The 24,751-nt window shown below is 69.3% G+C and carries 21 protein-coding genes; 13 read left to right on the top strand and 8 right to left on the bottom strand.

Annotated features, from left to right (window positions below; all coding sequences use genetic code 11):
* The first annotated feature begins 157 nt into the window (after positions 1 to 157).
* Entirely contained in the window at positions 158 to 2,275 is a 2,118-nt protein-coding gene (locus RAC69_RS02195; protein WP_375084810.1) for a type IIA DNA topoisomerase subunit B, read from the top strand.
* Here RAC69_RS02195 and RAC69_RS02190 read toward each other — a convergent pair.
* Positions 2,229 to 3,476: a glycosyltransferase gene (locus RAC69_RS02190; protein WP_375084808.1), complete on the bottom strand. Its 1,248-nt coding sequence runs from the start codon at positions 3,474 to 3,476 to the stop codon at positions 2,229 to 2,231. The genes RAC69_RS02195 and RAC69_RS02190 overlap by 47 nt on opposite strands.
* A 32-nt stretch (positions 3,477 to 3,508) precedes the next feature.
* Here RAC69_RS02190 and RAC69_RS02185 point away from each other — a divergent pair, with 32 nt between their 5' ends.
* The 5 genes from RAC69_RS02185 to RAC69_RS02165 are packed head-to-tail and all read left to right on the top strand — an operon-like array spanning position 3,509 to position 8,456.
* Entirely contained in the window at positions 3,509 to 4,498 is a 990-nt protein-coding gene (locus tag RAC69_RS02185) for an NAD-dependent epimerase/dehydratase family protein (protein WP_375084806.1), read from the top strand.
* On the top strand, positions 4,495 to 5,292 hold the full coding sequence (locus RAC69_RS02180; protein WP_375084804.1) for an MBL fold metallo-hydrolase: 798 nt from the start codon (positions 4,495 to 4,497) through the stop codon (positions 5,290 to 5,292). The genes RAC69_RS02185 and RAC69_RS02180 overlap by 4 nt, the downstream gene beginning before the upstream one ends.
* Complete coding sequence (locus tag RAC69_RS02175; RefSeq protein ID WP_375084802.1) at positions 5,292 to 6,584, top strand: F390 synthetase-related protein; 1,293 nt, start codon at positions 5,292 to 5,294, stop codon at positions 6,582 to 6,584. Before RAC69_RS02180 ends, RAC69_RS02175 begins: the two co-directional genes overlap by 1 nt.
* Entirely contained in the window at positions 6,581 to 7,513 is a 933-nt protein-coding gene (locus RAC69_RS02170) for a 3-oxoacyl-ACP synthase III family protein (protein WP_375084801.1), read from the top strand. The genes RAC69_RS02175 and RAC69_RS02170 overlap by 4 nt, the downstream gene beginning before the upstream one ends.
* Positions 7,514 to 7,550: 37 nt before the next feature.
* Positions 7,551 to 8,456: an arginase family protein gene (locus tag RAC69_RS02165; protein ID WP_375084800.1), complete on the top strand. Its 906-nt coding sequence runs from the start codon at positions 7,551 to 7,553 to the stop codon at positions 8,454 to 8,456.
* Positions 8,457 to 8,498: 42 nt separating this feature from the next.
* On the opposite strand, the gene RAC69_RS02160 is transcribed toward RAC69_RS02165, so the two are convergent.
* Positions 8,499 to 10,940: a DNA topoisomerase (ATP-hydrolyzing) subunit A gene (locus tag RAC69_RS02160; protein WP_375084799.1), complete on the bottom strand. Its 2,442-nt coding sequence runs from the start codon at positions 10,938 to 10,940 to the stop codon at positions 8,499 to 8,501.
* 58 nt (positions 10,941 to 10,998) lie between these two features.
* Between RAC69_RS02160 and RAC69_RS02155 the strand changes: the two genes are divergently transcribed.
* A complete protein-coding gene (locus RAC69_RS02155) occupies positions 10,999 to 12,120 on the top strand; it encodes an alkaline phosphatase family protein (RefSeq protein WP_375084798.1) in 1,122 nt (373 codons plus the stop codon).
* Between the two features lie 69 nt (positions 12,121 to 12,189).
* Here RAC69_RS02155 and sepH read toward each other — a convergent pair whose 3' ends face one another.
* Entirely contained in the window at positions 12,190 to 13,236 is a 1,047-nt protein-coding gene (sepH, locus tag RAC69_RS02150; RefSeq protein ID WP_375084797.1) for a septation protein SepH, read from the bottom strand.
* A 196-nt stretch (positions 13,237 to 13,432) separates the two neighbouring features.
* Here sepH and RAC69_RS02145 point away from each other — a divergent pair, with 196 nt between their 5' ends.
* Positions 13,433 to 13,726, top strand: a complete 294-nt coding sequence (locus RAC69_RS02145) for a DUF4193 domain-containing protein (RefSeq protein ID WP_096715394.1) — start codon at positions 13,433 to 13,435, stop codon at positions 13,724 to 13,726.
* A gap of 81 nt (positions 13,727 to 13,807) precedes the next feature.
* Here the strand turns inward: RAC69_RS02145 and RAC69_RS02140 are convergent, their stop codons facing one another.
* Positions 13,808 to 14,272, bottom strand: a complete 465-nt coding sequence (locus tag RAC69_RS02140) for a DUF3093 domain-containing protein (RefSeq protein WP_375084795.1) — start codon at positions 14,270 to 14,272, stop codon at positions 13,808 to 13,810.
* A gap of 12 nt (positions 14,273 to 14,284) precedes the next feature.
* Here RAC69_RS02140 and dut point away from each other — a divergent pair, with 12 nt between their 5' ends.
* The 5 genes from dut to dxs all read left to right on the top strand — a co-directional run bounded on the left by dut (position 14,285) and on the right by dxs (position 21,168).
* Complete coding sequence (gene dut, locus RAC69_RS02135; protein ID WP_341934349.1) at positions 14,285 to 14,758, top strand: dUTP diphosphatase; 474 nt, start codon at positions 14,285 to 14,287, stop codon at positions 14,756 to 14,758.
* Positions 14,751 to 15,338 carry a DUF3710 domain-containing protein gene (locus RAC69_RS02130; RefSeq protein ID WP_375084793.1) on the top strand — a complete coding sequence of 196 codons (588 nt, stop codon included), beginning with the start codon at positions 14,751 to 14,753 and terminating at the stop codon, positions 15,336 to 15,338. Before dut ends, RAC69_RS02130 begins: the two co-directional genes overlap by 8 nt.
* Positions 15,335 to 16,081, top strand: a complete 747-nt coding sequence (locus RAC69_RS02125; protein WP_375084791.1) for a DUF3159 domain-containing protein — start codon at positions 15,335 to 15,337, stop codon at positions 16,079 to 16,081. Before RAC69_RS02130 ends, RAC69_RS02125 begins: the two co-directional genes overlap by 4 nt.
* 108 nt (positions 16,082 to 16,189) lie before the next feature.
* Complete coding sequence (locus RAC69_RS02120; RefSeq protein ID WP_341934352.1) at positions 16,190 to 19,072, top strand: aconitate hydratase; 2,883 nt, start codon at positions 16,190 to 16,192, stop codon at positions 19,070 to 19,072.
* 155 nt (positions 19,073 to 19,227) lie between these two features.
* A complete protein-coding gene (dxs, locus tag RAC69_RS02115) occupies positions 19,228 to 21,168 on the top strand; it encodes a 1-deoxy-D-xylulose-5-phosphate synthase (RefSeq protein ID WP_375084789.1) in 1,941 nt (646 codons plus the stop codon).
* Between the two features lie 27 nt (positions 21,169 to 21,195).
* Here dxs and RAC69_RS02110 read toward each other — a convergent pair whose 3' ends face one another.
* From RAC69_RS02110 to RAC69_RS02095, 4 genes are all read right to left on the bottom strand, one after another.
* Entirely contained in the window at positions 21,196 to 21,771 is a 576-nt protein-coding gene (locus RAC69_RS02110; RefSeq protein ID WP_375084787.1) for a hypothetical protein, read from the bottom strand.
* On the bottom strand, positions 21,768 to 22,442 hold the full coding sequence (locus RAC69_RS02105; protein WP_375084786.1) for a TetR/AcrR family transcriptional regulator: 675 nt from the start codon (positions 22,440 to 22,442) through the stop codon (positions 21,768 to 21,770). Before RAC69_RS02105 ends, RAC69_RS02110 begins: the two co-directional genes overlap by 4 nt.
* 248 nt (positions 22,443 to 22,690) lie before the next feature.
* Positions 22,691 to 24,142: a glycerol-3-phosphate dehydrogenase/oxidase gene (locus tag RAC69_RS02100; protein WP_375084785.1), complete on the bottom strand. Its 1,452-nt coding sequence runs from the start codon at positions 24,140 to 24,142 to the stop codon at positions 22,691 to 22,693.
* The gene (locus RAC69_RS02095; RefSeq protein WP_375084784.1) at positions 24,139 to 24,747 is read right to left on the bottom strand and encodes a TetR/AcrR family transcriptional regulator; all 609 of its coding nucleotides are present in this window, start codon (positions 24,745 to 24,747) and stop codon (positions 24,139 to 24,141) included. The genes RAC69_RS02100 and RAC69_RS02095 overlap by 4 nt, the downstream gene beginning before the upstream one ends.
* Between the last annotated feature and the right edge of the window lie 4 nt (positions 24,748 to 24,751).

Below are 24,751 nucleotides of genomic sequence, written 5' to 3'. Positions count from 1 at the left end.
GCGTGATCAATACAACCACGCTGCACCTGCATGCATGCCCGGTTGACGGCGTGTTTCGCTCGGAGCGTACGCGCCGGTCGTGGACTGGACGCGGAGTGGTCGTGTATGGGGAGTGTCGAGCGGCCCGTGTCCGCCCCCGAGAATAGAATCGGAGATTGTGACCGCCGAGTATTCCGCCCATCATCTCCAGGTGCTCGAAGGCCTCGAGGCCGTCCGCAAGCGCCCTGGCATGTACATCGGGTCGAACGGCTCCCCGGGTCTCATGCACTGCCTGTGGGAGATCATCGACAACGCCGTCGACGAGGCCGTCGCCGGCAGCGGGTCCAAGATCGACGTGATCCTCCATGACGATGGCAGCGTCGAGGTCCACGACCGGGGCCGCGGCATCCCCGTCGACGTCGAGCCCCGCACCGGGCTGACCGGCGTCGAGGTCGTCTACACGAAGCTGCACGCGGGCGGGAAGTTCGGCGGCGGCTCGTACGCGGCATCCGGCGGTCTGCACGGTGTCGGCGCATCCGTCGTGAACGCGCTCTCGGAGCGTCTCGACGTCGAGGTCGACCGAGGCGGCAAGACGTATGCGATGTCGTTCCACCGCGGCGAGCCAGGCATCTTCGCGGACAAGGGGGAGAAGCGCCCCGACGCCCCCTTCACCCCGTTCGAGCAGAAGAGCGAGCTGCGGGTCATCGGGAAGGTCCCGCGCGGCGTCACCGGAACGCGTGTGCGCTACTGGGCCGACCGGCAGATCTTCACGAAGGATGCGGCGTTCCAGCTGGGCGAGCTCGAGACGCGTGCCCGCCAGACGGCGTTCCTCGTGCCCGGCCTCGAGATCGTCGTGCGCGACGGCCGTGCCGCCGGTACTCCCGTCGAGGGCGAGAGCGCCCCCGAGGCGACCGTGAACGAGACGTCGTACCTGTACGAAGGGGGCATCTCGGAGTTCGTCGAGTACCTCTCGACCGATGCGCCGGTCACCGACACCTGGCGCATCCAGGGCGAGGGCACGTTCACCGAGACCGTGCCTGTGCTGCAGGCCGACGGGCACATGGTCGCGACCGAGGTCGAGCGCGTGTGCGCGGTCGACATCGCGATGCGCTGGGGCACCGGCTACGACACGATCACCCGCTCCTTCGTCAACATCATCTCCACGCCCAAGGGCGGCACGCACCAGCAGGGTTTCGAGCAGGAGCTGCTCAAGGCGCTGCGCGCTCAGGTCGAGCAGAACGCGCGCCGGCTCAAGGTGGGCAGCAACGACAAGCTGGAGAAGGACGACGTGCTCGCCGGACTCACCGCGGTGCTCACCGTGAACGTCCCCGAGCCGCAGTTCGAAGGGCAGACCAAAGAGGTGCTCGGCACGCCGGCGGTCCGTCAGATCGTGGCACAGGTGATCCGCAAGGACCTCGCGGCACGCTTCTCTTCGACCAAGCGCGACGACAAGAGCCAGGCAACGCAGCTGCTCGACAAGATCGTCGCGGAGATGAAGGCGCGCGTCTCGGCCCGTGCTCACAAGGAGACGCAGCGACGCAAGAACGCTCTCGAGTCCTCGACCCTGCCGACCAAACTCGTCGACTGCCGCACGAACGACGTGGAGCGCAGCGAGCTGTTCATCGTCGAGGGCGACTCGGCTCTCGGAACCGCGAAGAACGCGCGGAACAGCGAGTTCCAGGCGCTGCTGCCGATCCGCGGAAAGATCCTCAACGTGCAGAAGGCATCGGTGGGCGACATGCTGTCGAACACGGAGTGCGCCTCGATCATCCAGGTCATCGGCGCCGGATCGGGCCGGAGCTTCGACATCGACGCCGCGCGCTACGGCAAGATCATCCTGATGAGCGACGCCGACGTCGACGGCGCGCACATCCGCACCCTGCTCCTGACGCTGTTCTACCGCTACATGCGACCGCTCATCGAGCACGGCCGCGTCTTCGCGGCGGTGCCGCCGCTGCACCGCGTGATCGTCATCAATCCCGGCTCGAAGCCGAACGAGACGATCTACACGTACAGCGAGCAGGAGATGCACGCGCTCCTCGCCAAGCTCCGCAAGGCGGGCAAGCGGTGGCACGAACCGATCCAGCGCTACAAGGGCCTCGGCGAGATGGATGCCGAGCAGCTGGCGTCGACGACAATGGACCGCGGCGGCCGACTCCTGCGCCGGGTGCGCATGGAGGACGCCGAGGCCGCCGGACGCGTGTTCGAGCTGCTCATGGGCAACGAGGTCGCACCACGGCGCGAGTTCATCATCGACTCGTCGGATCGGCTGTCTCGCGAGTCGATCGACGCCTGATCGCGGACCGGTAGACCTCGACCAGCGCGTCGCGGTGCGTGGTCTGCTCCACGCTCTCGCGCTGCGCGACGGCTGCGCGGCTCAGCGCGGTGATCCGAGTCGGATCGTCGCGAAGCGCCGAGAGCGCGGCGCTCAGTCCCGCGGCATCCGGTGTCTCGGTGACGATGCCCGCGCCCGCCGGGAACGTCTCGACGAGGTCGGGGTCGGTGACGATGACGGGGAGACCGGATGCGACGGCTTCGAGGATCACCATCGGCTGATTGTCGAAGTCGAGCGAGCTGGAGACCAGCACGTGCGCATCGCGCATGGCTTCCAGGACCAGGGACTGGGGCACGGCGCCGTGAACCGTCAGACGGTCGTCGTCGAGGCGGGCGGCTGAGCGCGCCACCGACGCTCGGGCGATTCCGTCGCCGAACATGTGCGCCACGATGCCTGGCGTCGTCCGGACGGCCTCGACGAACACGTCCGGACGCTTCTCTGGCGACAGACGACCGCACCACATCACCCGCAGGGGCCCGTCGGCAGCGGGCTCTCGGACGGCGGGCGCGCCGACGGCATCCAGAACTGTGTCCTCGAGCCCGTTGGAGAGTACGGTCAGCGGCGTGCTGACGCCCTGCGCGACGAGCTTCTCGGCGAAGTGCGCGGACGGGACGATGACGTGGTCGGCGTGATTGGCCTGACTCGCCATCAGGCGCCACATGCGCCTGGCCTGGCGTGTGCGGGCGTACGGTGCTCCCGCATCGATCGCCGCGCGGTCGTGCGGCATCCGGCGACGGTGCAGGGCCGCGAGCAGCGCGGTCGTGACAGACGGCAGGGGCAGCACGGAGCGCGTGTACACGTCGATGCGACCGTGCATCGTCTGCACAACGGGGACGCCGAGACCCTGCGCCGCCTCGAACCCCGCGAGCGCGGCGAACATCTCGGTGTGCACGTGGACCACGTCCACGCGGAGGTCGCGCAGAGCGTCGCGCACGGCGGTCGCCGCCGCGGTGGGCGGCCACGTGAACGGGTATCCGTCCGGTGCGAATCCGCGAGCCGTCGGAAGCCGGATGATCCGGGGATCTGTGCTCGCGGACGCCAGGGGCGCGAGCACGAAGACCTCGTGGCCCGCCTGCTCCAGAGCCTCACGATGGGCCTTGATCACGGTCTGCACGCCGCCGAGTGTCGGCAGGTAGTAGTCGGTCACCATGGCGATGCGCACTCGACCACAATAGGGCCGCTAGGGTGAGGGTCATGTCCGGAGCCCGTGTGCTGGTGACGGGGGCGACGGGGTTCCTCGGCGGCCACGTCGTGCGCGATCTGCAGGATCACGGGTTCGAGGTGTTCGCCGCCGGACGGAACACGGCGCGGCTCGGCGAACTCGTCGATGACCGCCATCGCGTGCCGGGAGATCTCGCTTCGCTGAGATCGCGGGAACTGCCGGTGGATGCCGTCATCCACTGTGCTGCGCTGTCGACGCCGTGGGGGCGGTGGGCGGACTTCCGCGAGGCGAACGTCGTCGGCACCGCGCACGTGGCGGATTTCGCCCGGCGCAACGGGGTACGACGGGTCGTTCACGTATCGTCGCCGAGCGTCTACGCCGCCGCGCGTGACCGGGTGGGCATCGTCGAGGACGATGTCGACACGGGAAACCGTCTGAACGGCTACATCCGGTCGAAGATCGCCGCCGAGGGATTGCTGCAGGAGGCGCGGCGTCGTGGCGCGCTGCCCGAGCTCGTGATCGTGCGTCCTCGAGGACTCATCGGCGTCGGCGACCCCAGCCTGGTCCCTCGACTGCTCGACGTGCACGCCCGGATCGGGGTGCCGCTCTTCGGCGGAGGAGCGAACCTCATCGACATCACCGCCGTGCAGAACGTCGCGGCGGCGCTTCGGCTGGCCCTGGCCGCGGGCGATGCGGACGGCGGCGTCTACAACATCACGAACGGGGAGCCCCGGCCGTTGCGAGATCTCCTCGAACGACTGCTCACGCTCATGGGGGAGCAGCCCCGGTTCCGCTCCGCGAACCGACGGGTCGCCTGGGCGGCGGCCGCCTCCCTCGAAGCCCTCTGCCGCGCGCTCCCCGGAAGCCCGGAGCCGCCACTGACCCGGTACACGCTGAGCACGATCGCCTACACGCAGACGCTCGACATCTCCCGTGCCGTGCGGGATCTCGGCTACGCACCGACCGTCACGCTGGACGATGCCCTCGCGGCGGTCGCCGCCGATCTGCGGGGTCACGGATGAACCGCCGTCTGCGGCACTACGCCTGCGGCAGCACGTCGCATGACCTGGCGTCGATGTTCCATGGCGCACCCCGTGAGCGGCGTCGATTCCCGTCCGGGGTCTTCCTCTACGACGGCGCGGACGGCCGACGTGTCCTGTTCGACACGGGCTACGCCAGCGGGGAATGGCGGACCGGCTGGCGTGGGGCCGTGTATCGGAGGCTCCTGCCGCCGCACGTCGACGACGAGGACGATGTCGCTTCCCGGTTGCGTCAGGACGGTGTCGACCCGGCATCGGTGACGCACGTCGTTCTGTCCCATCTGCATCCCGACCACGTGGGCGGCGTCCGCCGATTCCCCGGTGCGACGTTCGTCCTGAGCGAGGGGCTGCAGCGCACGCTCGCCGCTCCGACACTGCGCAGCGGCATCCTGACCGGTCTGCTGCCCGAGTGGTTCGGCGACACCGCCATGCGCGTTCTCCGCGACGAGGAGTTCTCGCTCCGGACCGTCCGCGGCGTCGAGGTCGCAGCGGTCGATCTGTTCGGTGACGGCGGCTATCTCATCGTCGATCTCCCCGGCCACGCCGACGGGCACCTGGGAGCGCTCGTCGATGACAGGGTGCTGCTCGCGGGGGACGCCGCGTGGGGGAGCGACCTGCTCGCGGAGGTGCAACGTCTGCGCGCGGTGCCGCGGGCGGTGCAGTTCGACGCCGACGCGTATCTCCGCACGGCGCACACCGTCTCCCTGCTCGCCGATGCCGGCGTCCGTGTCGTGTGCAGTCATGATCCCGTCCGCGAGAGAGACCTGCTGAGCTGATGTCGACCCTTCGCATCCTGAGAGAGTTCGCTGCTGTGCGCTGGTTCAGGCCGCTGCGCTCGCGTCGGGCGGTCGCGCGCCGTCAGCGTCGTCTGTTGCGGCGACACGTCCGGTTTCTCCGGCGGCGGTCGCCGTACTTCCGAGAACTGCTCGCCGACGCCGAGTTCGACCGGCTCCCGCTGATGGACAAGCGCATCATGATGGCGCAGTTCGATCGCATGAACACCGTCGGAGCGAACAAGGGGGAGGCGCTGGAACTCGCGATCGCGAACGAGCGCTCGCGAGACTTCGACGCCGATCTGGGGGCCAACTCGGTCGGACTCTCCAGCGGCACGAGCGGTCATCGCGGACTCTTCGTGGTGAGCCCCGCAGAACGTGACGCCTGGGTGGGCACCGTGCTCGCTCGCACGCTGCCCCGGGGCGACCTGCTCGGGCATCGCATCGCGCTCTTCCTCCGCGCGGACAACTCCCTGTACGAATCCGTGGGATCGCGCGCTGTCTCCTTCCGCTACTTCGACGTCTACGCGGACATGTCCGAGAACGTCGCGCGGCTGCAGGAGTACGGACCGACCATCCTCGTCGCGCCGCCCTCCGTGCTGCGCGTGATCGCGAAGGCAGCGGAAACAGGGGACTTCGACGTCGTACCGAAGAAGGTCTACGCGGTCGCGGAGGTGCTCGAGCTCGCCGACGCCGACCGGATCCGAGCGGCTCTCCGGCAGCCGCTCCTGCATCAGCTCTACCAGTGCACCGAGGGGTTCCTCGCCCACACCTGCGAACGCGGTGTCATCCATCTGAACGAGGACTCCGTGCTGTTCGAGCGGGAGGCACTGGATGCGGAGCGCTTCGTCCCGATCGTGACCGATCTGCGTCGTCGCGCGCAGCCGATCGTGCGCTACCGCCTCGGCGATGTGCTGCGCGCGAAGAGCGAACCGTGCGCGTGCGGCAGCGCTCTCGCGGCCATCGACCGCATTGAGGGCCGCGAGGGCGACACCCTTCTCTTCCGAGGCTCGGACGGACGCCCGGTGCCCGTGTTCGCCGACGTCATGGCCAGGGCGCTGCTCTTCGCGGACGGATTCGACGAGTACCGGGTCGTGCAGACCGCCGCGTCGCGCCTCGAGATCGCGCTCGACGTAGTGGATGATCGATCGCGCCGCAGCGTCGGCGCGGAGGTCGCCGGACTGGCGGACCGGCTGGGCTGTGAACGACCGGAAATCGTCTTCGTGCCGTATACGCACGACGCGTCGGTGAAGCTGCGCCGAGTGGTGCGCGACTGGGGGGAAGGAAGACCATGAGGAACTGCGAGATCGTCGGCTGGGGCACGTCGCTGCCCGATCGGACCGTGCGATTCGGAGACGAGGTGCGATATCGCATCGCCGACGACGTGTCGCACCTGGACATGCTCGTCGACGCCGCCGAGCGCGCACTGGCGAGCGCGTCCGTCGCCCCGCACGAGATCGACCTGGTTCTCGGGGCGTCCGCTGCCGGGGTCCAGCCCATTCCCTGTACGGCCGCACTCGTGCTGGAACGACTCACCCTCACCGGCCATGCTGCCGCGTTCGACGTGAACTCGACCTGCACGAGTTTCATCACGGCGCTCGACGTCGCCTCGCGATACCTCGAGGCGGGGGATGCGGAGACCATCCTCATCGTCTCGGGCGACGTCGGGTCCCGGTTCCTCAACCCCGAGCAGCGCGAGAGCTACGAGCTCTTCAGCGATGCCGGTGCCGCCGTCGTGCTGAAGCGCTCGTCCGATCCTCAGCGAGGCGTGATCGCGAGCGCCCAGCGCACCTGGCCGGCCTCTGCGCACGACACCGAGATCCGCGGCGGCCTGTCGCGTTCCCCGGCGCAGGTCTATGCGGACGCCGACCCCGCGGACTACCTCTTCGACATGGACGGCAGGCGTGCGCTGCTCGCGATGATGCGCGTGCTGCCCGAGTTCTTCTCGGCGTTCCACGAGCGATCGGGCGTCGCGCACGACGACGTCGCTCTGTGGGTGCCGCATCAGGCCTCCGCGGCCCTCGGACCGATGCTCGACAGACTCGGCATCCCCGCCGACCGTCGAGTCGACGAGGTCGCGGATTTCGGGAACATGGTCTCGGCCTCCGTCCCGTTCATGCTCGCGCGGGCGCTCGATGCGGGGCGCGTCGGCCGCGGCGACACCGTGATCCTCTGCGGTACCGCCGCGGGTCTCACCGCGAACGTCCTCGCCCTTCGTCTCTGACGGAGCGGGCGTCGGTGGGTGCTGCGAGGATGACGTGATGATCGCGATCGTCTCCGCCCCCACGAACCTCGGCCTCCGACCGCCGCAGCCGGGGGCGGTGCCCGGCACGGCCAAGGCACCGGAGGCGTTGCGAGAGGCAGGACTGCACGCCCGACTCCTCGGCGAGGGGGCCACGGATGCGGGAGCGATCCTCCCCGGAAGGTATGTCGATCATCCGAACCGCTCCCGGAACGCGGTTCGCAATCACGAAGCGATCGTCGACCACGCGCGGCGGCTCGCGGCCCGGCTCGTCACGCTGACGAGAGAGGGGCGCGCTCCGCTCGTGCTGGGCGGAGACTGCAGTCTCCTCATCGCCGCAGGTCTCGCTTCGCGAGTCGCGCGGCCGAGCGGACTCGTGCACGTCGACGGTCACACGGACTTCCGGCATCCGAGCAACAGCCCCGAGATCGGAGCGCTTGCCGGCGAGGATCTCGCTGCCGCCGTGGGACTCCACCTCCCGGAGATCGCCGACATCGACGGCCTCGGTCCGTACTTCGACCGCGCGGCGACAGCGCACATCGGATGCCGTCGCGACGACGAGCACCTCGACGAGCTGGCCGACACGATCGGCCTGGTGCTGCCCGCAGACAGGGTCGTCATGCACGGGGCGGCGCGTGCCGCAGCGGATGTACTCGAACTCCCAGCGTTGGACCGAGGCTTCTGGCTGCAGATCGACGTGGATGTGATGGATCCTCAATACATGCCCGCGGTCGACAGTCCGGATGTCGGCGGACTCTCGCCCGACGAGCTGATCCGACTGCTCGGGCTCCTCGCTCCGCGCGCGTGGGGTGCATCCGTCACGGTGTTCGACCCCGACCTCGATCCGACCGGGAGGCACGCGCGGACGATCGCGGAGATCGTCGCCACCGGCCTCAGAGACCTGGGTCGCGACCTCGCACTCTGACCCGCACGCTGCGCGGTTCTCGTCGCGTGCGGGCCGAGAACGTCAGACCAGCGTTCGCCCGATGCTGCCGATCACGCCTTCGACGGGCTGGCCGGACGCGTCGCGTCGTGCACCCGCCTCGGGCAGCTTGCGAACCGCACCGGTCGGGTCGACCGCCTGTGCCGGTGCCGGCCCCACCCAGGCGACGGTGAGCCGATCCTCACCCTTGAGGAAGGCGTGAGCCCGGACACCGCCCGTCGCGCGGCCCTTGGCCGGGTACTCGGCGAAGGCGGAGACCTTCACGCGCCCCGGGTCGGTGCCTGGCAGTGCGCTCTCGGTGCCGGAGACTGTCGCGACGACGGCATCCGTCCCCGGCGAGACCGCGCCGAAGAACAGGACAGAGGCGCCCGAGCCGAGTTTCACGCCGGCCATGCCGCCGGCGGGAGCGCCCTGCGGGCGCACGGTCGAGGCGGAGAAGCGCAGCAGCTGCGCATCGGTGGTCACGAACACGAGCTCGGCGTCGTCGGAGGCCTCGGCTGCGCCCACGATCGTGTCACCGGGCTTCATGCCGATGACCTCGATGTCCGGACGCACGGGAAGGGCGGACGGGACGATGCGCTTCACGGTTCCCTGGGCCGTGCCGATCGCGATCGGGGTGTCGCTGTCGAATCTCACGAAGCCGAGGATGCGCTCACCGCGGGTCGTGATCCCCAGGTAGTCGCGAAGCGGTGTGCCGGCGGCGAGCTGCACCGACGACGAGGGAACCGAGGGTAGATCGACGGGGGAGAAGCGCAGGACGCGGCCCTCCGTCGTGAGAGCGCCGAGCTCGGCGCGCACCGTCGTATCGACCGTGGCGAGGATCGCGTCGTGCTTGCTGCGACGGGCGGGCGCGGTGAGCTCCTGGCCCTCGGCGAGGTCGACGCGCACTGCTCTGCCCGTGGTCGACAGGACGAGCACGGTCGGCGCATCGGCGATCTGCAGATCGACGGCGCCCTTCGCCGCGCGCGGCTTCGGCGCGGCAGCGTTCATGAGCAGCGTGCGGCGCGGCGTGCCGTAGGCGTCGGCCACGGCATCCAGCTCCTTCGCCACGGCCGCGCGCAGGAGGACGTCGCTGCCGAGCAGTTCACGGAGGGAGGCGATCTCCGCCTGCAGTGCGTCGCGCTCGCTCTCGAGCTCGATGCGTGAGAACTTCGTCAGGCGGCGCAGACGCAGTTCGAGGATGTATTCGGCCTGAGGTTCGCTGAGGTCGAAGACCGTGCGCAGTCGCGTGCGCGCCTGCTCGGAGTCGTCGGACGAGCGGATGACCTGGATGACCTCGTCGATGTCGAGGATCGCGACGAGCAGTCCTTCGACGAGGTGGAGGCGCTCCTCGCGGCGGGCGAGCCGGTAGCGGCTGCGGCGCGTGATGACCTCGATGCGGTGGCTCACGTAGACGCTGAGCATCTCCTTGAGGCCGAGCGTGCGCGGCTGACCGTCGACGAGTGCGACGTTGTTGATGCTGAAGGAGTCTTCGAGCGGGGTGAGCCGGTAGAGCTGTTCGAGCACAGCGTTCGGGTCGAAGCCGGTCTTGATGCCGATCGCGACCCGGAGGCCGTGGTTGCGGTCGGTGAGATCGGTGACATCGCTGATGCCCTGCAGCTTCTTCGACTGCACGGCGTCGCGGATCTTCTCGATGAGTCGCTCGGGGCCGACCATGTACGGCAGCTCCGACACGACGATGCCGGTGCGCCGCGGCCCGAGGGACTCCACCGAGACCTTGCCCCGCACCTTCAGCGCGCCGCGCCCGTTCGTGTACGCGTCCTTCACGCCGTCGAGGCCCATGAGGATGCCGCCGGAGGGGAAGTCGGGACCGGGGACGAACTCCATGAGCTCCTCGGTCGTGGCCTCGGGATGCTCGAGCAGGTGCGTCGCGGCGGCGACGACCTCGATGAGGTTGTGCGGCGCCATGTTCGTGGCCATTCCGACCGCGATGCCGCTCGCGCCGTTGACGAGCAGGTTCGGGAAGGCGGCGGGCAGCACAGCGGGCTGCTGGAACTGGCCGTCGTAGTTCGGGATGAAGTCGACGACGTCCTCGTCGAGGTCCTGCGTCAGGGCGATCGCCGGCGCCGCGAGGCGCGCCTCGGTGTACCGAGCGGCGGCGGGGCCGTCGTCGAGGGAGCCGAAGTTGCCGTGTCCGTCGACGAGCGGGACGCGGAGAGCCCAATCCTGTGCGAGGCGCACGAGTGCGTCGTAGATCGCGGAGTCGCCGTGCGGGTGCAGCTTTCCCATCACCTCGCCGACCACGCGCGCGCTCTTGACGTGTCCACGATCGGGGCGCAGGCCCATCTCCGCCATCTGGAAGAGGATGCGCCGCTGCACGGGCTTGAGACCGTCGCGGGCGTCGGGCAGAGCGCGCGAGTAGATCACGGAGTACGCGTACTCGAGGAACGACCCCTGCATCTCACTCTCGAGATCGATGTCCTGGATTCTCTCCGGGGCGAGCTCGGGCGGCGGGGTCTTCGGCATGGCCATCCTGGGTGATGCGGGCTGAGGGCGTACCGGAGCCTGTGTCAGACTGGCTCGGATGTCCCTCATGCTACCGCCCGAGTCGCTCGCAGCCCGGAGCGTCGTCGGGGTGGCGGACGACCTGTTCGCCGCTCTCCGCGGCGGGTCCGAGGCTCTGCCGCGGGCCGAATCGGTCGTGCTCGTGCTCATCGACGGTCTGGGCGCCATCACCCTGCGTGCCCACGCCGGCCACGCCAGATCGCTCACGGCGGGGATGGCCAGGAAGGACGTCGCGCACACCGTCTTCCCGTCGACCACCGCTGCAGCGCTGACGAGCCTGCTCACGGGAGTCTGGCCGGGGGAGCACGGCCTCGTCGGATACCGGGTGCTGGATCGCGAGCGCGACCTTCTCGTGAATCAGCTCTCCGGCTGGGAGAGCGAGGGGGTCGATCCGCTCGCATGGCAGACGTCCCCGACGGTGTTCGAGCGCGCATCGGCAGAAGGACGCCCCGCGTTCGCGGTCGGTGTCGCCGCGTATGCCCGCAGCGGTTTCACCCGCGCCACCCTGCGCGGCGCGGACTTCGTCTCGGCCGAGGCGCCGGCGGATCGCGTGCGTGTCGCGTACGACCTCGCCGAACGCCATCCGGGCGCCCTCGTCTACTGCTACCTGCCGGAGGTCGACAAAGCCGGCCATCGGCACGGCGTCGACTCGCCGCACTGGATCGCTGCGCTGGAGGAGCTCGATGCCGCCCTCTCCGTGCGGGTGCCGCCGGGCGTCGGCGTGCTCGTGACCGCGGATCACGGCATGGTCGACGTGCCGGCCCACCGGCAGATCGTGCTCGAGGCCGAGCACCTCTCGGGAGTACGGCACCTCGGCGGAGAGCCGCGGATGCTGCACGCCTACCTCGAACCGGACGCCGACGCCGCCGAGGTCGCCGCACGCTGGCGCAGCGACCTCGCCGGGTACGCGGACGTGGGGACGCGGGAGGATGCCGTCGCGGCCGGCCTGTTCGGCCCGGTGGTGACGGATGCCGCGGCATCGCGTATCGGCGACGTGCTCATCGTCTCCCGGGGCAACGTCGCGGTGTACGACGGCACCGCCGCCGATCAGCGCAACCGCGGCATGGTCGGCCAGCACGGCGGTCTGACCCCGGAGGAGCGCCAGGTTCCGCTCATCCGACTCGGCGCGTTCGCGCGCTGACGCGACGCCGTCGCAGACCCGGTCACCCCGCCCGGTGGACTCGGAGCCTCGGGCGCGGTGACGCCGAGCTCACTCGTCGGTGCGCGCTCCGAAGACGATCTCGTCCCAGGAGGGCATGGCGTTACGGCGGCGGCGACGGGTGCCGCTTTCGTTCGCGGGCTCGGGGGAGGGCTCGGGTTCGGGTTCTGCCTGCTCCGGCTCGGTGGTCTCGAAGGCGTCGAAGAGGGCGATGGGATGGGAGTCCGACTCGTCCTCGTCCGTCTCGTCGAGGAGCGGGGCGGCTTCGCGCTGACCGCGGCGGCGACGGAGCGCCTCGAGCAGATCGGCGGTCTCAGGGCTGGTGCTCGTCGACTCCGGAGCGCGCTTGGTCGCGGCATCCTGCACGGCCGACGACGATCGCTCGGGCTGCGACACCTCGTCGCCCTCGACGTCGACAGCCGGGGTCGGGACGAGGCGCGGGCCGAAAGCGCCGGAGTCGAATCGGCTGTCGTCCTTGTACGGCGACGTGGTGCGCTCGGACTCCACGGCTCGGAGGCGGGGGATGAGGCCCTCGGGCAGCGACCCCTGACGCGACAGCTGGGTGGCGTCCGCGTTCAGCGGCGCGAGCGCGCTGCGACGGGGATCGAACGACCAGCGGGCGTCGTGGTCGACCTCGTTGGCCGTGAACTCGAGCTTGATGATCCAGGTGCGATCCTCTTTCCAGCTCGCCCAGCGCTCGGCCGACGCCTCGACGTCGGCGAGCTTCGCACGGATCGCCGTGCCGAAGGTGGGCTGCGCATCGGGTTCGACGTCGCTGCCGATGAGGACCGGCACGGCGAGAGCCTGGCCGATCACGTGCTCGCGCTCGGCGAGCACCGGTCCCTCGAAGCGCTCGACGTCCTCGACGTCGATGCCGAGGAGCTCGGCGACCTCGGGAGCCGTCAGGCCGGCGCGGATCTGAGCCTGGATGTCGCGAGGGCTGGCCGCAAGGCGCTGCGTCGCCGGCTCGCTCTGCCTCGTCGCCCGGCGGATCTCCCGGTGCAGCACGTCGTCGATGGGCAGCGCGAACCGCTCGCCCGACTCTGTGGCGAGTACCAGGACCCCTGCTTCGGTGCCGACGATGGTGACGTTTTCCATGCGAATGCCCCTCTTGTGGCTGTGCGTTCATGGTGTCACGCAGCGGCGCTCCGACCGGGGAATACCCTGGGCGTGCCGTGAGTTTGCTCTGTCGCACCCGCGGGCATTTGCTTATTCACTCACGGTCGTGCAAACTATGGCCGCCGATTACCCCGACGGCGCACCACCCACTCGCATGAAAGTGGAGATTCTCCATATGGCAACCGACTACGACGCTCCCCGCAAGAGTGAAGACGACTCCGAGTCGATCGAAGCCCTCAAGGAGCGTGTGCCGGACAAGAACTCCGGCTCCACGGGAGACGAGGACGCGGACAATCCGTCCAGCTTCGACCTCCCCGGTGCCGACCTGTCCGACCTCGAGCTCGATGTCGTCGTGCTGCCCGCGCAGCAGGACGAGTTCACCTGCATGAGCTGCTTCCTCGTGAAGCACCGCTCCCAGCTCGACCACGAGGGCCCCGATGGCCCCATCTGCAAGGAGTGCGCTGCCTGAGCGCATCCGAGCGAGACGTGCGCGCCCCCGACCTCGGTCAGGGGCGCGTTGTCGTCTCCGCCGACGGAGCCGGGTGCCCGGTCAGGAGCGGGCGGCCTCGATCGCGGCGGCGAGACGGTCAGGAGTGCGGGTCGAGATGGTCCACGCCGTCACCGGATCGTCCTCGTCGATGTTGGGAACCACGACGACGCCGTCGATGCCCCCGCGGACGAGGTGCCAGCCGCGTGCCGGGAGGGCGGGCCCACGGGACTGCCGAGCTTCGTCACCGGTGAGCGCGACGGGGCGGCCGAGGTGGCGCACCGCGATGTGTGCGCGCCCCGCGCGGAGCTCGTCTCCCTGCACCGACACGACGGGCGTGAGCGCGATCGCGCCCGCCACGAGCAGCGCCGACACGGCGGCGCCGATCACGAGGGCCAGCGTCGAACCGGCGGGGATGAAGATGAGCGCGACCATCGGTCCGGCGAGAGCGATCGTCACCAGCAGCCACAGGCTCGGCGACAGCCGCTCGCGGTAGCGGACTCGTGCGTCGGGGACGGTGTTCTGCATTAGCCTCTTGGGGTGACTGATTCCGTTGATGTCCCCATTATCGCGTCTGTCGTGCCCGGCTACGCCCATCCCGGCGACGCGGGAGCGGATCTGGTCGCCGCCGAGGCCGTGCACCTCGCGCCCGGGGAGCGCGCTCTGGTCGCCACCGGCGTGCGCATCGCCCTGCCCGAGGGGTACGCCGCGTTCGTCGTGCCCCGCAGCGGTCTCGCGGCCAAGCACGGCATCTCGATCGTCAACTCACCCGGCACGGTCGACGCGGGCTACCGCGGCGAGATCAAGGTGAGCCTGATCAACACCGACATCCACAGCGCGTACGATGTGGCCGTCGGCGACCGCATCGCGCAGCTGATCGTCATGCCCGTGACCCGAGCCACGTTCATCCCGGTCGAAGAGCTGCCGGAGAGCGTGCGCGGCGAAGGCGGCTTCGGCTCGACCGGCTACCAGGCAGGAACCCACTCGACCCCGGCAGGACAGGCCCATGACTGACAACAACGCGACCCCTTCGAAGTCGGCACCCGCGAACCGCGCGACCGACGGTCCGTTCGACGACTCCGAGGCGAACCCGGTCCGCCCCTACATCGACCTGGGCGGCATCAAGATCCTGCCGCGTGAAGGGCTCAACCTGCGTCTGGAGGTCGAGGAGCAGTCGAAGCGCATCGTCGCGGTCGGCCTCGACTACGCCGAGTCGTCGCTGCAGGTGCAGCCCTTCGCGGCGCCCCGCTCGGGTGGCCTGTGGGATGAGACCCGCGTGCAGCTCCGCGACCAGGTGCGTGCGCAGGGCGGCCGCGTCGAGGAGCGCGAGGGGTCGCTCGGCAAGGAGCTGCTCGCCGAGGTGCCGTCGCCCGCCAGCGAGGGCTCGGAGCTGCGGCTCGCGCGCTTCGTCGGCATCGACGGTCCCCGCTGGTTCCTGCGTGGCGTGATCGGCGGCGCCGCGGCATCCGATCTCGATGCGGCGGCGAAGGTCGAGGACCTGTTCCGCTCCATCGTCGTCGTGCGGGGCGGCGCCCCCATGCCGCCGCGCGACCTCATCCCGCTGAAGATGCCGGCGACCCCGGGCTCGGCGTGAGCACCCCGCTGACCCCGCCCGCGCCGGAGCCCGAGCGCGAGCAGAGCGCCTCGGAGATCCTCGGCGCAGCGCTCGGCGGCGCAGCGCGCCGCGCGGGCCTCGACCCCTCCGGGACGGGAGCCACCCATCGGGTGGTCTGGTCGGCGATCGGCGGCTGGCGCGGCATCCTCGAATCGGTCCTGCCGAGCCTCGCGTTCGTCATCCTCTTCACGATCCGTCCCGAGCCGCTGATCCTGTCTCTTGGCGTGTCGGTGGGTCTCGCCGCCGTCTTCACGGTCGTGCGCCTCGTGCAGAAGTCACCGCCCTCCGCCGCGATCGGCGGGCTGGTCGCCGCTGCGGCGGCAGCCGGACTCGCCCTGTTCACCGGGCGCGGCGCCGACAACTTCGTTCCCGGACTCATCACGAACGCCGTGTACGGCACGGCCATGCTGGTCTCCGCGCTGATCGGCTGGTCGCTCATCGGACTCGCGGCCGGCTTCCTCATGGGGGAGGGCACCGCGTGGCGGAACGATCGCCGCAAGCGTCGTGCCTTCCTCTGGCTCGGCGTCGCCTGGGCCGCACTCTTCTTCGCGCGGCTCGCCGTGCAGCTGCCGCTCTACCTCGCGAACGAGGTCGCGGTCCTCGGCACCCTCAAGCTGATCATGGGACTCCCGCTCTTCGCCCCGCTGATCGCGGTGACCTGGCTCGTCGTACGGGCGCTGTATCCGCGCGAGCCGCAGGCGGAGAACACGTCCCAGTCGTGATAGATTTATCTTGACATCAAGATAAATTGCGGGCTTTCGCCCACGGGCCGAGCGGAGCAGACTGGTTAGGTCTGCCTTGCTAGCCGCAGGGGCTCGCTGGCGAGCAAGATGGAGGCGCCTGTCGCTCCCATCCGAATAGAAGGAGACGGATTCGTGTCCACGGTGAACAGCTTCGGTGCCAAGAGCACCCTGACGGTCGGCAGCACCGACTACGAGATCTTCCGCATCGACACGGTGCCCGGTTTCGACAAGCTCCCCTTCAGCCTCAAGGTCCTCCTCGAGAACCTGCTTCGCACCGAGGACGGCGCGAACGTCACGAAGGCGCAGATCGAGGCTCTCGGATCGTGGGATGCCGCGGCCGAGCCCAACACCGAGATCCAGTTCACGCCGGCGCGCGTCGTCATGCAGGACTTCACCGGTGTGCCCTGCATCGTCGACCTCGCCACCATGCGCGAGGCCGTCACGGCGCTCGGAGGTGACGCCAACAAGATCAACCCGCTCTCGCCCGCCGAGATGGTGATCGACCACTCCGTCATCGCCGACCTCTTCGGCTCGGAGAACGCGCTCGAGCGCAACGTGGAGATCGAGTACGAGCGCAACGGCGAGCGGTACCAGTTCCTCCGCTGGGGCCAGACGGCCTTCAGCGACTTCAAGGTCGTCCCGCCCGGCACCGGCATCGTGCACCAGGTGAACATCGAGCACCTGGCGAAGGTCATCTACGACCGCACGGTCGACGGCGTGCTTCGCGCCTACCCCGACACCTGCGTGGGCACCGACTCGCACACGACCATGGTCAACGGCCTCGGCGTGCTCGGTTGGGGCGTCGGCGGCATCGAGGCCGAGGCCGCGATGCTCGGACAGCCCGTGTCAATGCTGATCCCGCGCGTCGTGGGCTTCAAGCTGTCCGGCGACATCCCCGCCGGTGTGACCGCGACCGACGTCGTGCTCACCATCACCGACATGCTGCGCAAGCACGGCGTCGTCGGCAAGTTCGTCGAGTTCTACGGCGAGGGCGTCGCCTCTGTGCCGCTCGCCAACCGTGCGACCATCGGCAACATGAGCCCCGAGTTCGGCTCGACCGCTGCGATGTTCCCCATCGACGACGTGACCCTCGACTACCTGCGCCTCACCGGCCGCAGCGAAGAGGCCGTCGCACTCGTCGAGGCATACGCCAAGGAGCAGACGCTCTGGCACGACGCCTCGCAGGAGCCCGTCTTCAGCGAGTACCTCGAGCTCGACCTCGGCACGGTCGTGCCGTCGATCGCCGGTCCGAAGCGCCCGCAGGACCGCATCCTCCTCTCCGAGGCCAAGTCGCAGTTCGAGCAGGACATCCTCAGCTACGCCACGGCCTCCACGTCGGATGACGTCGTCGACCTCGAGTCGAAGCACTCGTTCCCGGCATCCGACCCGGGCAACGTCCCCGGTGAGGAGGAGCCGCGCACCACGCGCCCCGTGCACATCAACAGCGGCGCTCCGGTCAACGCATCGAACCCGGTTCCCGTCACCACCCCGTCGGGGGAGAAGTACATCCTCGACAACGGAGCCGTCACGCTCGCCGCGATCACGTCGTGCACCAACACGTCGAACCCGTCGGTCATGATCGCCGCGGGTCTCGTCGCCCGCAAGGCGCTCGAGAAGGGTCTGAAGCAGAAGCCGTGGGTCAAGACGACGCTCGGCCCTGGCTCGAAGGTCGTCACCGACTACTACGAGAAGTCCGGTCTGGACAAGGACCTCGAGGGCCTCGGCTTCTACACGGTCGGCTACGGCTGCACGATCTGCATCGGAAACTCCGGTCCGCTCATCGAAGAGGTGTCCGAGGCGATCAACTCGCACGACCTCGCCGTGACCGCCGTGCTGTCGGGCAACCGCAACTTCGAGGGCCGCATCAGCCCTGACGTGAAGATGAACTACCTCGCCAGCCCGCCGCTGGTCATCGCGTACGCTCTCGCCGGGTCGATGCACTTCGACTTCGAGAACGACGCGCTCGGCAAGGGCTCCGATGGCCAGGACGTGTTCCTCAAGGACATCTGGCCCACGCCCGACGAGGTGCAGGAGATCGTCGACTCGTCGATCTCGCGCGAGCAGTTCATCAAGCAGTACGCGACCGTGTTCGACGGCGACGAGCGCTGGCGCAGCCTCCCCACCCCCGAGGACGACACCTTCCAGTGGGACGAGAACTCGACCTACGTCCGCAAGGCGCCGTACTTCGACGGGATGAAGATGGAGCTCACCCCGGTGAAGGACATCGAGGGTGCGCGCGTCATGGCCACGCTCGGCGACTCGGTCACCACCGACCACATCTCGCCCGCCGGAAACATCAAGCCGGGTACCCCCGCCGCGCAGTACCTCACCGAACACGGCGTGGACCGCAAGGACTTCAACTCCTTCGGCTCGCGCCGTGGCAACCACGAGGTCATGATCCGCGGTACGTTCGCGAACATCCGTCTGAAGAACCTCATGGTCTCGGCCGTCAACGACGGTCAGGTCGTGGAGGGCGGCTACACGCGCGACTTCACCCAGCCCGGTGGCCCGCAGTCGTACATCTACGACGCGAGCATGAACTACCAGGCTCAGGGCACGCCGCTCGTGATCTTCGGCGGCAAGGAGTACGGCTCGGGTTCGTCGCGCGACTGGGCGGCGAAGGGCACCAGCCTCCTCGGCGTCAAGGCCGTCATCACCGAGAGCTTCGAGCGCATCCACCGCTCGAACCTCATCGGCATGGGCGTCGTCCCGCTGCAGTTCCCCGCCGGTGAGAGCTGGGAGTCGCTCGGTCTCGATGGAACGGAGATCGTCTCGATCACCGGTCTCGAGGAGCTGAACAACGGCGTCACGCCGAAGACCGTCAAGGTCACGGCCACCCCGAGCGAGAACTCGCCCGAGGGTAAGCAGGTCGTCGAGTTCGATGCGGTCGTCCGCATCGACACCCCCGGTGAGGCCGACTACTACCGCAACGGCGGCATCCTGCAGTACGTGCTGCGTTCGCTGGTCTGATCGCCGACAGAGGGGCCCGGTTCTTCGGAACCGGGCCCCTCTGCGTGTGTCAAGGGGCTTCTGCGCTCCGGTCCTTCCCGGGGTGGGCGGGGTAGGATCGAACCTGCATCCGAACCGGAATCGGCTGCCCCGACGGTGCCTGTGAGGAGGTGCAGATGCCCATTCTCCGGAGCATCTCAGGACCCCGTGACCTCGACTCCCTGTCCGAGGACCAGCTCGTCGAGCTCGCCGGCGAGATCCGCGAGTTCCTCGTCGAGAACGTGTCTCAGACCGGAGGCCACCTCGGTCCGAACCTCGGCGTCGTCGAGCTCACGATCGCCCTGCACCGGGTCTTCTCCTCGCCGGACGACCCGTTCATCTTCGACACGGGGCATCAGTCCTATGTGCACAAGCTGCTGACCGGGCGGCAGGACTTCTCGTCGCTGCGGCTTCGCGGCGGTCTGGCCGGCTACCCGCAGCGCGGAGAGAGCCCGCACGACGTCGTCGAATCGTCGCACGCGTCGAGCTCGCTGAGCTGGGCCGACGGCGTCTCGCGAGCCCTCACGGCGACCGGACGCGCCGATCGCCACGTGGTCGCGGTCGTCGGCGACGGTGCGCTGACCGGCGGCATGACGTGGGAAGCGCTCAACAACATCTCCGACGACAACGACCGCAACCTGGTCATCGTCGTGAACGACAACGGTCGGTCGTACGCGCCGACGATCGGCGGCATGTCGCGGTACCTGAACCGCGTGCGGACGGCCGCCGCGTACAAGGACCTGCATCAGCGCTCCGACCGCCTGTTCCGGGCGTTCGGTCCTGTCGGGCGCGCGGTGTTCCGCGGCGTGCGGGGCGGCACGCACGGATTCCTGTCTCGCTTCACGAACAACGAAGCGCTCTACTCGAACCTCGACATCAAGTACCTCGGTCCGGTCGACGGGCACGATCTGCCTGCGCTCATCGAGACCCTCGAGCTCGCGAAGTCCTACGGCGCACCCGTGATCGTTCATGCGATCACCGAGAAGGGGCGCGGCTACCAGCCGGCCCGCGACGACGAGGCCGACCAGTTCCACGCCGTCGGACGCATCGATCCGGCGACGGGTGAGACACTCGGTTCCGGCGGTCGCGGGTGGACGGACGTCTTCTCGGACGCCCTCGTCTCGGTGGGCGAGCGCCGCTCCGATGTGATCGCCATGACCGCGGCCATGCTGCGTCCGACCGGTCTCGCTCCGTTCGCGGAGCGTTTCCCCGACCGGGTGTACGACGTCGGCATCGCGGAGCAGCATGCGGTCGCCTCCGCGGCCGGGCTCGCTTTCGGCGGCCTGCACCCGGTGGTCGCGCTCTACGCGACCTTCATGAACCGCGCGTTCGACCAGGTGCTCATGGATGTCGCGCTGCACCGTGCCGGCGTGACCTTCGTGCTCGACCGGGCCGGTGTCACCGGGCCGGACGGCCCCAGTCACCACGGCATGTGGGACCTCGCGATGCTGCAGATCGTCCCGCACATCCGCATCGCCGCACCGCGCGACGCGGTCCGTCTGCAGGAAGCGCTGGACGAGGCCGTCCTCGTCGAGGACGCCCCGACCGTCATCCGCTTCCCGAAGGGCGACGTCGCGCCGGATCTGCCGGCGATCGAGCGCCTCGAAGACGGCGTCGACGTCCTCGCCCGGGGGGAGTCGGAAGACGTCCTGGTCGTCGGCATCGGCCCGTTCGCATCGCTGGCGGTCGATGTCGCGGAGAGGCTCCGTGCGCAGGGCATCGGCGCGACGGTGATCGACCCGCGCTGGGCGATCCCGGTGCAGCCGTCGATCGTCGAACTCGCTGCGCGGCACCGTCTCGTGATCACGCTGGAGGACGGCATCCGCGTCGGTGGTGTCGGCACCCGCGTGCGGCAGGTTCTCCGTGAGGCGGGCATCGACACGGCGGTCGACGAACTCGGGCTTCCCGACGAGTTCATCGACCATGCCTCCCGCGACCAGATCCTCGCCGACGCGGGGCTCACGGCATCGAAGATCGCGCAGGACGTCGTCGCGCAGGTGCTCGGCACCCGCATTCCGATGGCCCGTCAGTCGGGCGAGACCGGCGCGATCGACTTCCCGCTGCACGAGCGCAATTGATCAGCGACTGCCGAGCGGGCATCGGCATCACTGCGCCGCGGCATCCTCGACAGCCGCATCCTCATCGACGCCCGCGGAGAGCAGCCCCCTGTCCTTCCGTAGCGCGCGGCGCGCGGACAGCCACCACCCGAGCGGAGTCGCGATCGTGATGGCGAAGGCGGGGGTCGCGACCAGGATCGTGTAAGTGTTCACGGTGCCGAAGGTGCTCAGTCCACCGACGGCAGCCAGGTATAGCACCCCGATACCCGCTCCGATCAGCGTATAGGCCAGGAGGTGGACGGGCACGGGGCGCACTCGGCGGAGCAGACGTGCGAACGGCCACGTCAGCGCGAGTCCGAGCGGCACGAGCACGAGAGAGACCACGACGACGATCCCGCAGACGATGATCGCATAGCCGATGGTCTGAGGGCCGGCGCTCGTCCAGGACCACCCGGATGAAGTGGACAGACTCCAGAGCATGCTCGTGAGGACGCCCATCGGAATGACGGCATTGAACAGCCCCCACGTCCACAGCGCCCCGTTCATGAATTCGTCGCCGGTGAAGTCCATCGGTCTGTCGGGTGTGCGGATCGAGGAGTCGGCGTTCTTGACTGTCGACGTCACGATTGCACTTCCGCGACCTGCGTGAGGAGTTCCCGGGCCGCGGCGTGTACTCCGGGGACGCGGACGAAAGGGAGCGCGAGGTCGAGCAACCGCAGCCCCGATTCGAGGAGCGAGCGGGTCCTCGTCTGTTCGGGTGACCGATCGTAGGTCCACCGGAGCACGATAGCGAGGTGTGCGACGAGCAGTGCGTCCGGCAGCGGCGCGATGACATCGGCAGGGAGACGGTGCTGCGCGCCATCGACGGCGTCCCGGAACAGCGCGACTATCGTGTCGCGCGCGGGGGAGGATTCGGCCGACAGAGGGTTGAGCGGCGAGTCCGGAGGGATCATAGCCGTGAGGAACCCGGGCGCGACGGCGCGGTATGGACCGAGGGCGTCCAGACCGCTCGTGTACACGATCCTCAGACGCTCGACCAGTCCGTGTTCGCCCGCAAGGCGTTCCCGCGCGAGGTGCTGGTGCTCGCGCTGCACCTGTTCATACAGTGCCTGCACGAGGTGATCCTTCGACGGGAAGTAGTAGTAGGCGTTGCCTGTCGAAACTCCGGCCTGTTCGGCGATGGACCTCATCGTCGTGTCGGTGTATCCGCGCGTCGTGAACGATTCGATCGCGGCGGCGCTGATCCGTGCGCGGGTGCGATCGCTCTTGCTGAGGGCAAGGTTATTTTCGAACATGTTCAAAAACTACCTCCGTAGCCTGCAGAAGGCCAGTCGGGTTGAGATCGAGCTCGGGCCGATGAGTTCAGCGCATGTACTGGGGCCTCGGCGTCGGCACCGTCGAGGCCGCTCGCCTGGGCCGTCTCCCGCTACCGAGAATCGACAGGACCGTGTCCACGGCGGCGCTATACACGTTCCGCTACGGCTGTTCGGCCGTCGTTACCCGGCCCGACGTACGGTCGTCACGGCGCACGCCGGCGGTTCCGTCACACGAGTTCGGCGAGCGTCTCGGCGACCACGGTCTCGACGGCGGGTACGCACCGTTCCCGGTCGGCATCGACGAGGCCCACGCGTGTGCGCCGGTCGAGCACGTCGGATGCGGTCAACGCGCCCTCGGATCGCACAGCGAACACGACATCGTCCCTGGTGAGAGGAAGGCCGTCGACGAGCGGAGCGGATGCCGACGGGATGCGGCGATCGACGAGGCGGATGCCGGCGGTACGGCTCGACCCCGCCTCGAGCCCCCGTTCGGACACCGCGAGGTCGACCGCGTCCTCCGCCATCCGGCGGTAGGTCGTCAGCTTGCCGCCGAGCACATGGAAGAACCCGCCGTCGGACTCCGTCACGAGGTGCCGTCGGGAGATGTCCGCCGTCGAAGCCGCGCCGGTGTCGACGAGCGGGCGCAGACCGGCGAACGCGCCGCGTACCCGCTCCCGGGTCAGGGGCCGCTCCAGCACGCGATTCAGATTGTCGAGCAGGAAGGCGATCTCGGGCTCGGTCGGCGCCGCGACGTCTGGCACAGCGCCCGGCGCGTCCTCGTCGGTGAGGCCGACGATCACGGGTCCGTCGGGTTGGGGCAGTGCGAAGACGAAACGGCTGATGGAGCCCTCATGCGGCACCGTGAGGGCGACCGACGGATGGCCGAGATCCGCGGCATCCAGAACGATGTGCGTGCCGCGGCTCGGCCGGATCATGATGCCCGCGTCGAGGGTTCCCGCCCACGCGCCGGTCGCGTTGATCACGCTGCGGGCACGGAGATCGAATCGCGTGCCGGTGAGCGCGTCCTCGGCGCTCGCGCCGTCCGCGCGCAGCGAGCGCGCCCGCACGCGGGTGAGGATGCGAGCGCCGTGCGCGGCCGCTGTGCGGGCGACGGTCGCGACGAGTCGGGCGTCGTCGACGAGCTGGCCGTCGAAGGAGAGCATCCCGCCGCGCAGACCTCGCGTCACGAGGCCGGGGGCGAGTCGCGCGGCGTGTCGCACGCTGACGGGTCGCGGCGCCGGCAGCGTGCGCCGCGATGTGCCCGCGCGCATCCGCAGCAGATCGCCGAGAGCCATGCCGATCGCCCCGGTTCCGCGCTGCCGGAGACTGACCTCGGGCACGAAGGGCAGCAGCTGGCCGAGCGGACGGGTGAGGTGCGGTGCGATGACGGTCATGAGCAGGTGCCTCTCGACAGCGCTCTCGCGGGCCGTCGCCACATCACCCGTCGCGAGGTAGCGAAGCCCGCCGTGTACGAGCTTCGAGCTGAACCGGCTCGTGCCGTAGGCGAGGTCGTGCGCCTCGAGGAGGGTGACCGAGAGGCCCCGCGAGGCGGCGTCGAGCGCGACGCCGACACCGGTGATGCCTCCTCCGACGACGAGCACGTCGACGATCTCGGAGGCGGAGCGGTCGAGGTCCGCAGCCCGACGCGCGGCGTTGAGGTCGGGGGAGGCGGTGGTCATGCGCGCAGCAGCCCGTCGAGGACGGCGCGCAGTTCTCGCTCCCAGGCTCTCTCTGAGACGAGGTCCGACACGGTGCCGTGCGACAGGACGGCGGACTGGGCGACGAGCAGCAGCATGACCGCCATCTCCTCCGGGGTGTCGCGGCGCACGTCGCCGTGCTCCTGGGCGGCGGAGATCGCCCTGGACAGCCACGACAGGATGAGCCGCTGGCTCGACCCGACCCTCTGCAGGGTGTAGCGGGTGAACGCCTCCGGTTCCTCGTCGAGCAGGCGACCGTAGACGGCGTCGTTGCGGAAGCGGGTCGAGAATCCGAGGACGTCGTCGACCAGTTCTCCGCGCGAGTGCGACGGCTCGGGGAACTCCGCGACGATGGCGGCGACCCGTCGGAGGAGCGCGGACCGCACCACGTCGTCGGCATCGCTCCAGCTGCGGTAGATCGTGGGACGGCTGTGGCCGGCGCGGCGCGCGAGCTCCGCGATGGTCACGCCGTGCACGCCGCGCCGCACGATCAGATCGTCGGCGGCGTCGAGGATCCGCGTCTGGGTTGCGTCCCACTGCGGCAGGACCCCCTCGACGAGCACGGTCGTTGCTTGACGTTCTTCCATGATG

The sequence above is a fragment of the Microbacterium sp. LS_15 genome (assembly GCF_041954735.1).
In the GTDB taxonomy this organism is placed as follows: domain Bacteria; phylum Actinomycetota; class Actinomycetes; order Actinomycetales; family Microbacteriaceae; genus Microbacterium.
The sequence above is the reverse complement of the archived record's forward strand: the minus strand, read 5'-3'. Positions and strand labels throughout refer to the sequence as shown.

Coding starts and splice junctions, on each gene's coding strand:
- RAC69_RS02185 (WP_375084806.1), top strand. CDS start 3,509: ATGTCCGGAGCCCGTGTGCTGGTGACGGGGGCGACGGGGTTCCTCGGC.
- RAC69_RS02180 (WP_375084804.1), top strand. CDS start 4,495: ATGAACCGCCGTCTGCGGCACTACGCCTGCGGCAGCACGTCGCATGAC.
- RAC69_RS02175 (WP_375084802.1), top strand. CDS start 5,292: ATGTCGACCCTTCGCATCCTGAGAGAGTTCGCTGCTGTGCGCTGGTTC.
- RAC69_RS02170 (WP_375084801.1), top strand. CDS start 6,581: ATGAGGAACTGCGAGATCGTCGGCTGGGGCACGTCGCTGCCCGATCGG.
- RAC69_RS02165 (WP_375084800.1), top strand. CDS start 7,551: ATGATCGCGATCGTCTCCGCCCCCACGAACCTCGGCCTCCGACCGCCG.
- RAC69_RS02160 (WP_375084799.1), bottom strand. CDS start 10,940: ATGCCGAAGACCCCGCCGCCCGAGCTCGCCCCGGAGAGAATCCAGGAC.
- RAC69_RS02155 (WP_375084798.1), top strand. CDS start 10,999: ATGTCCCTCATGCTACCGCCCGAGTCGCTCGCAGCCCGGAGCGTCGTC.
- sepH (WP_375084797.1), bottom strand. CDS start 13,236: ATGGAAAACGTCACCATCGTCGGCACCGAAGCAGGGGTCCTGGTACTC.
- RAC69_RS02145 (WP_096715394.1), top strand. CDS start 13,433: ATGGCAACCGACTACGACGCTCCCCGCAAGAGTGAAGACGACTCCGAG.
- RAC69_RS02140 (WP_375084795.1), bottom strand. CDS start 14,272: ATGCAGAACACCGTCCCCGACGCACGAGTCCGCTACCGCGAGCGGCTG.
- RAC69_RS02130 (WP_375084793.1), top strand. CDS start 14,751: ATGACTGACAACAACGCGACCCCTTCGAAGTCGGCACCCGCGAACCGC.
- RAC69_RS02120 (WP_341934352.1), top strand. CDS start 16,190: ATGGAGGCGCCTGTCGCTCCCATCCGAATAGAAGGAGACGGATTCGTG.
- dxs (WP_375084789.1), top strand. CDS start 19,228: ATGCCCATTCTCCGGAGCATCTCAGGACCCCGTGACCTCGACTCCCTG.
- RAC69_RS02105 (WP_375084786.1), bottom strand. CDS start 22,442: ATGTTCGAAAATAACCTTGCCCTCAGCAAGAGCGATCGCACCCGCGCA.
- RAC69_RS02100 (WP_375084785.1), bottom strand. CDS start 24,142: ATGACCACCGCCTCCCCCGACCTCAACGCCGCGCGTCGGGCTGCGGAC.
- RAC69_RS02095 (WP_375084784.1), bottom strand. CDS start 24,747: ATGGAAGAACGTCAAGCAACGACCGTGCTCGTCGAGGGGGTCCTGCCG.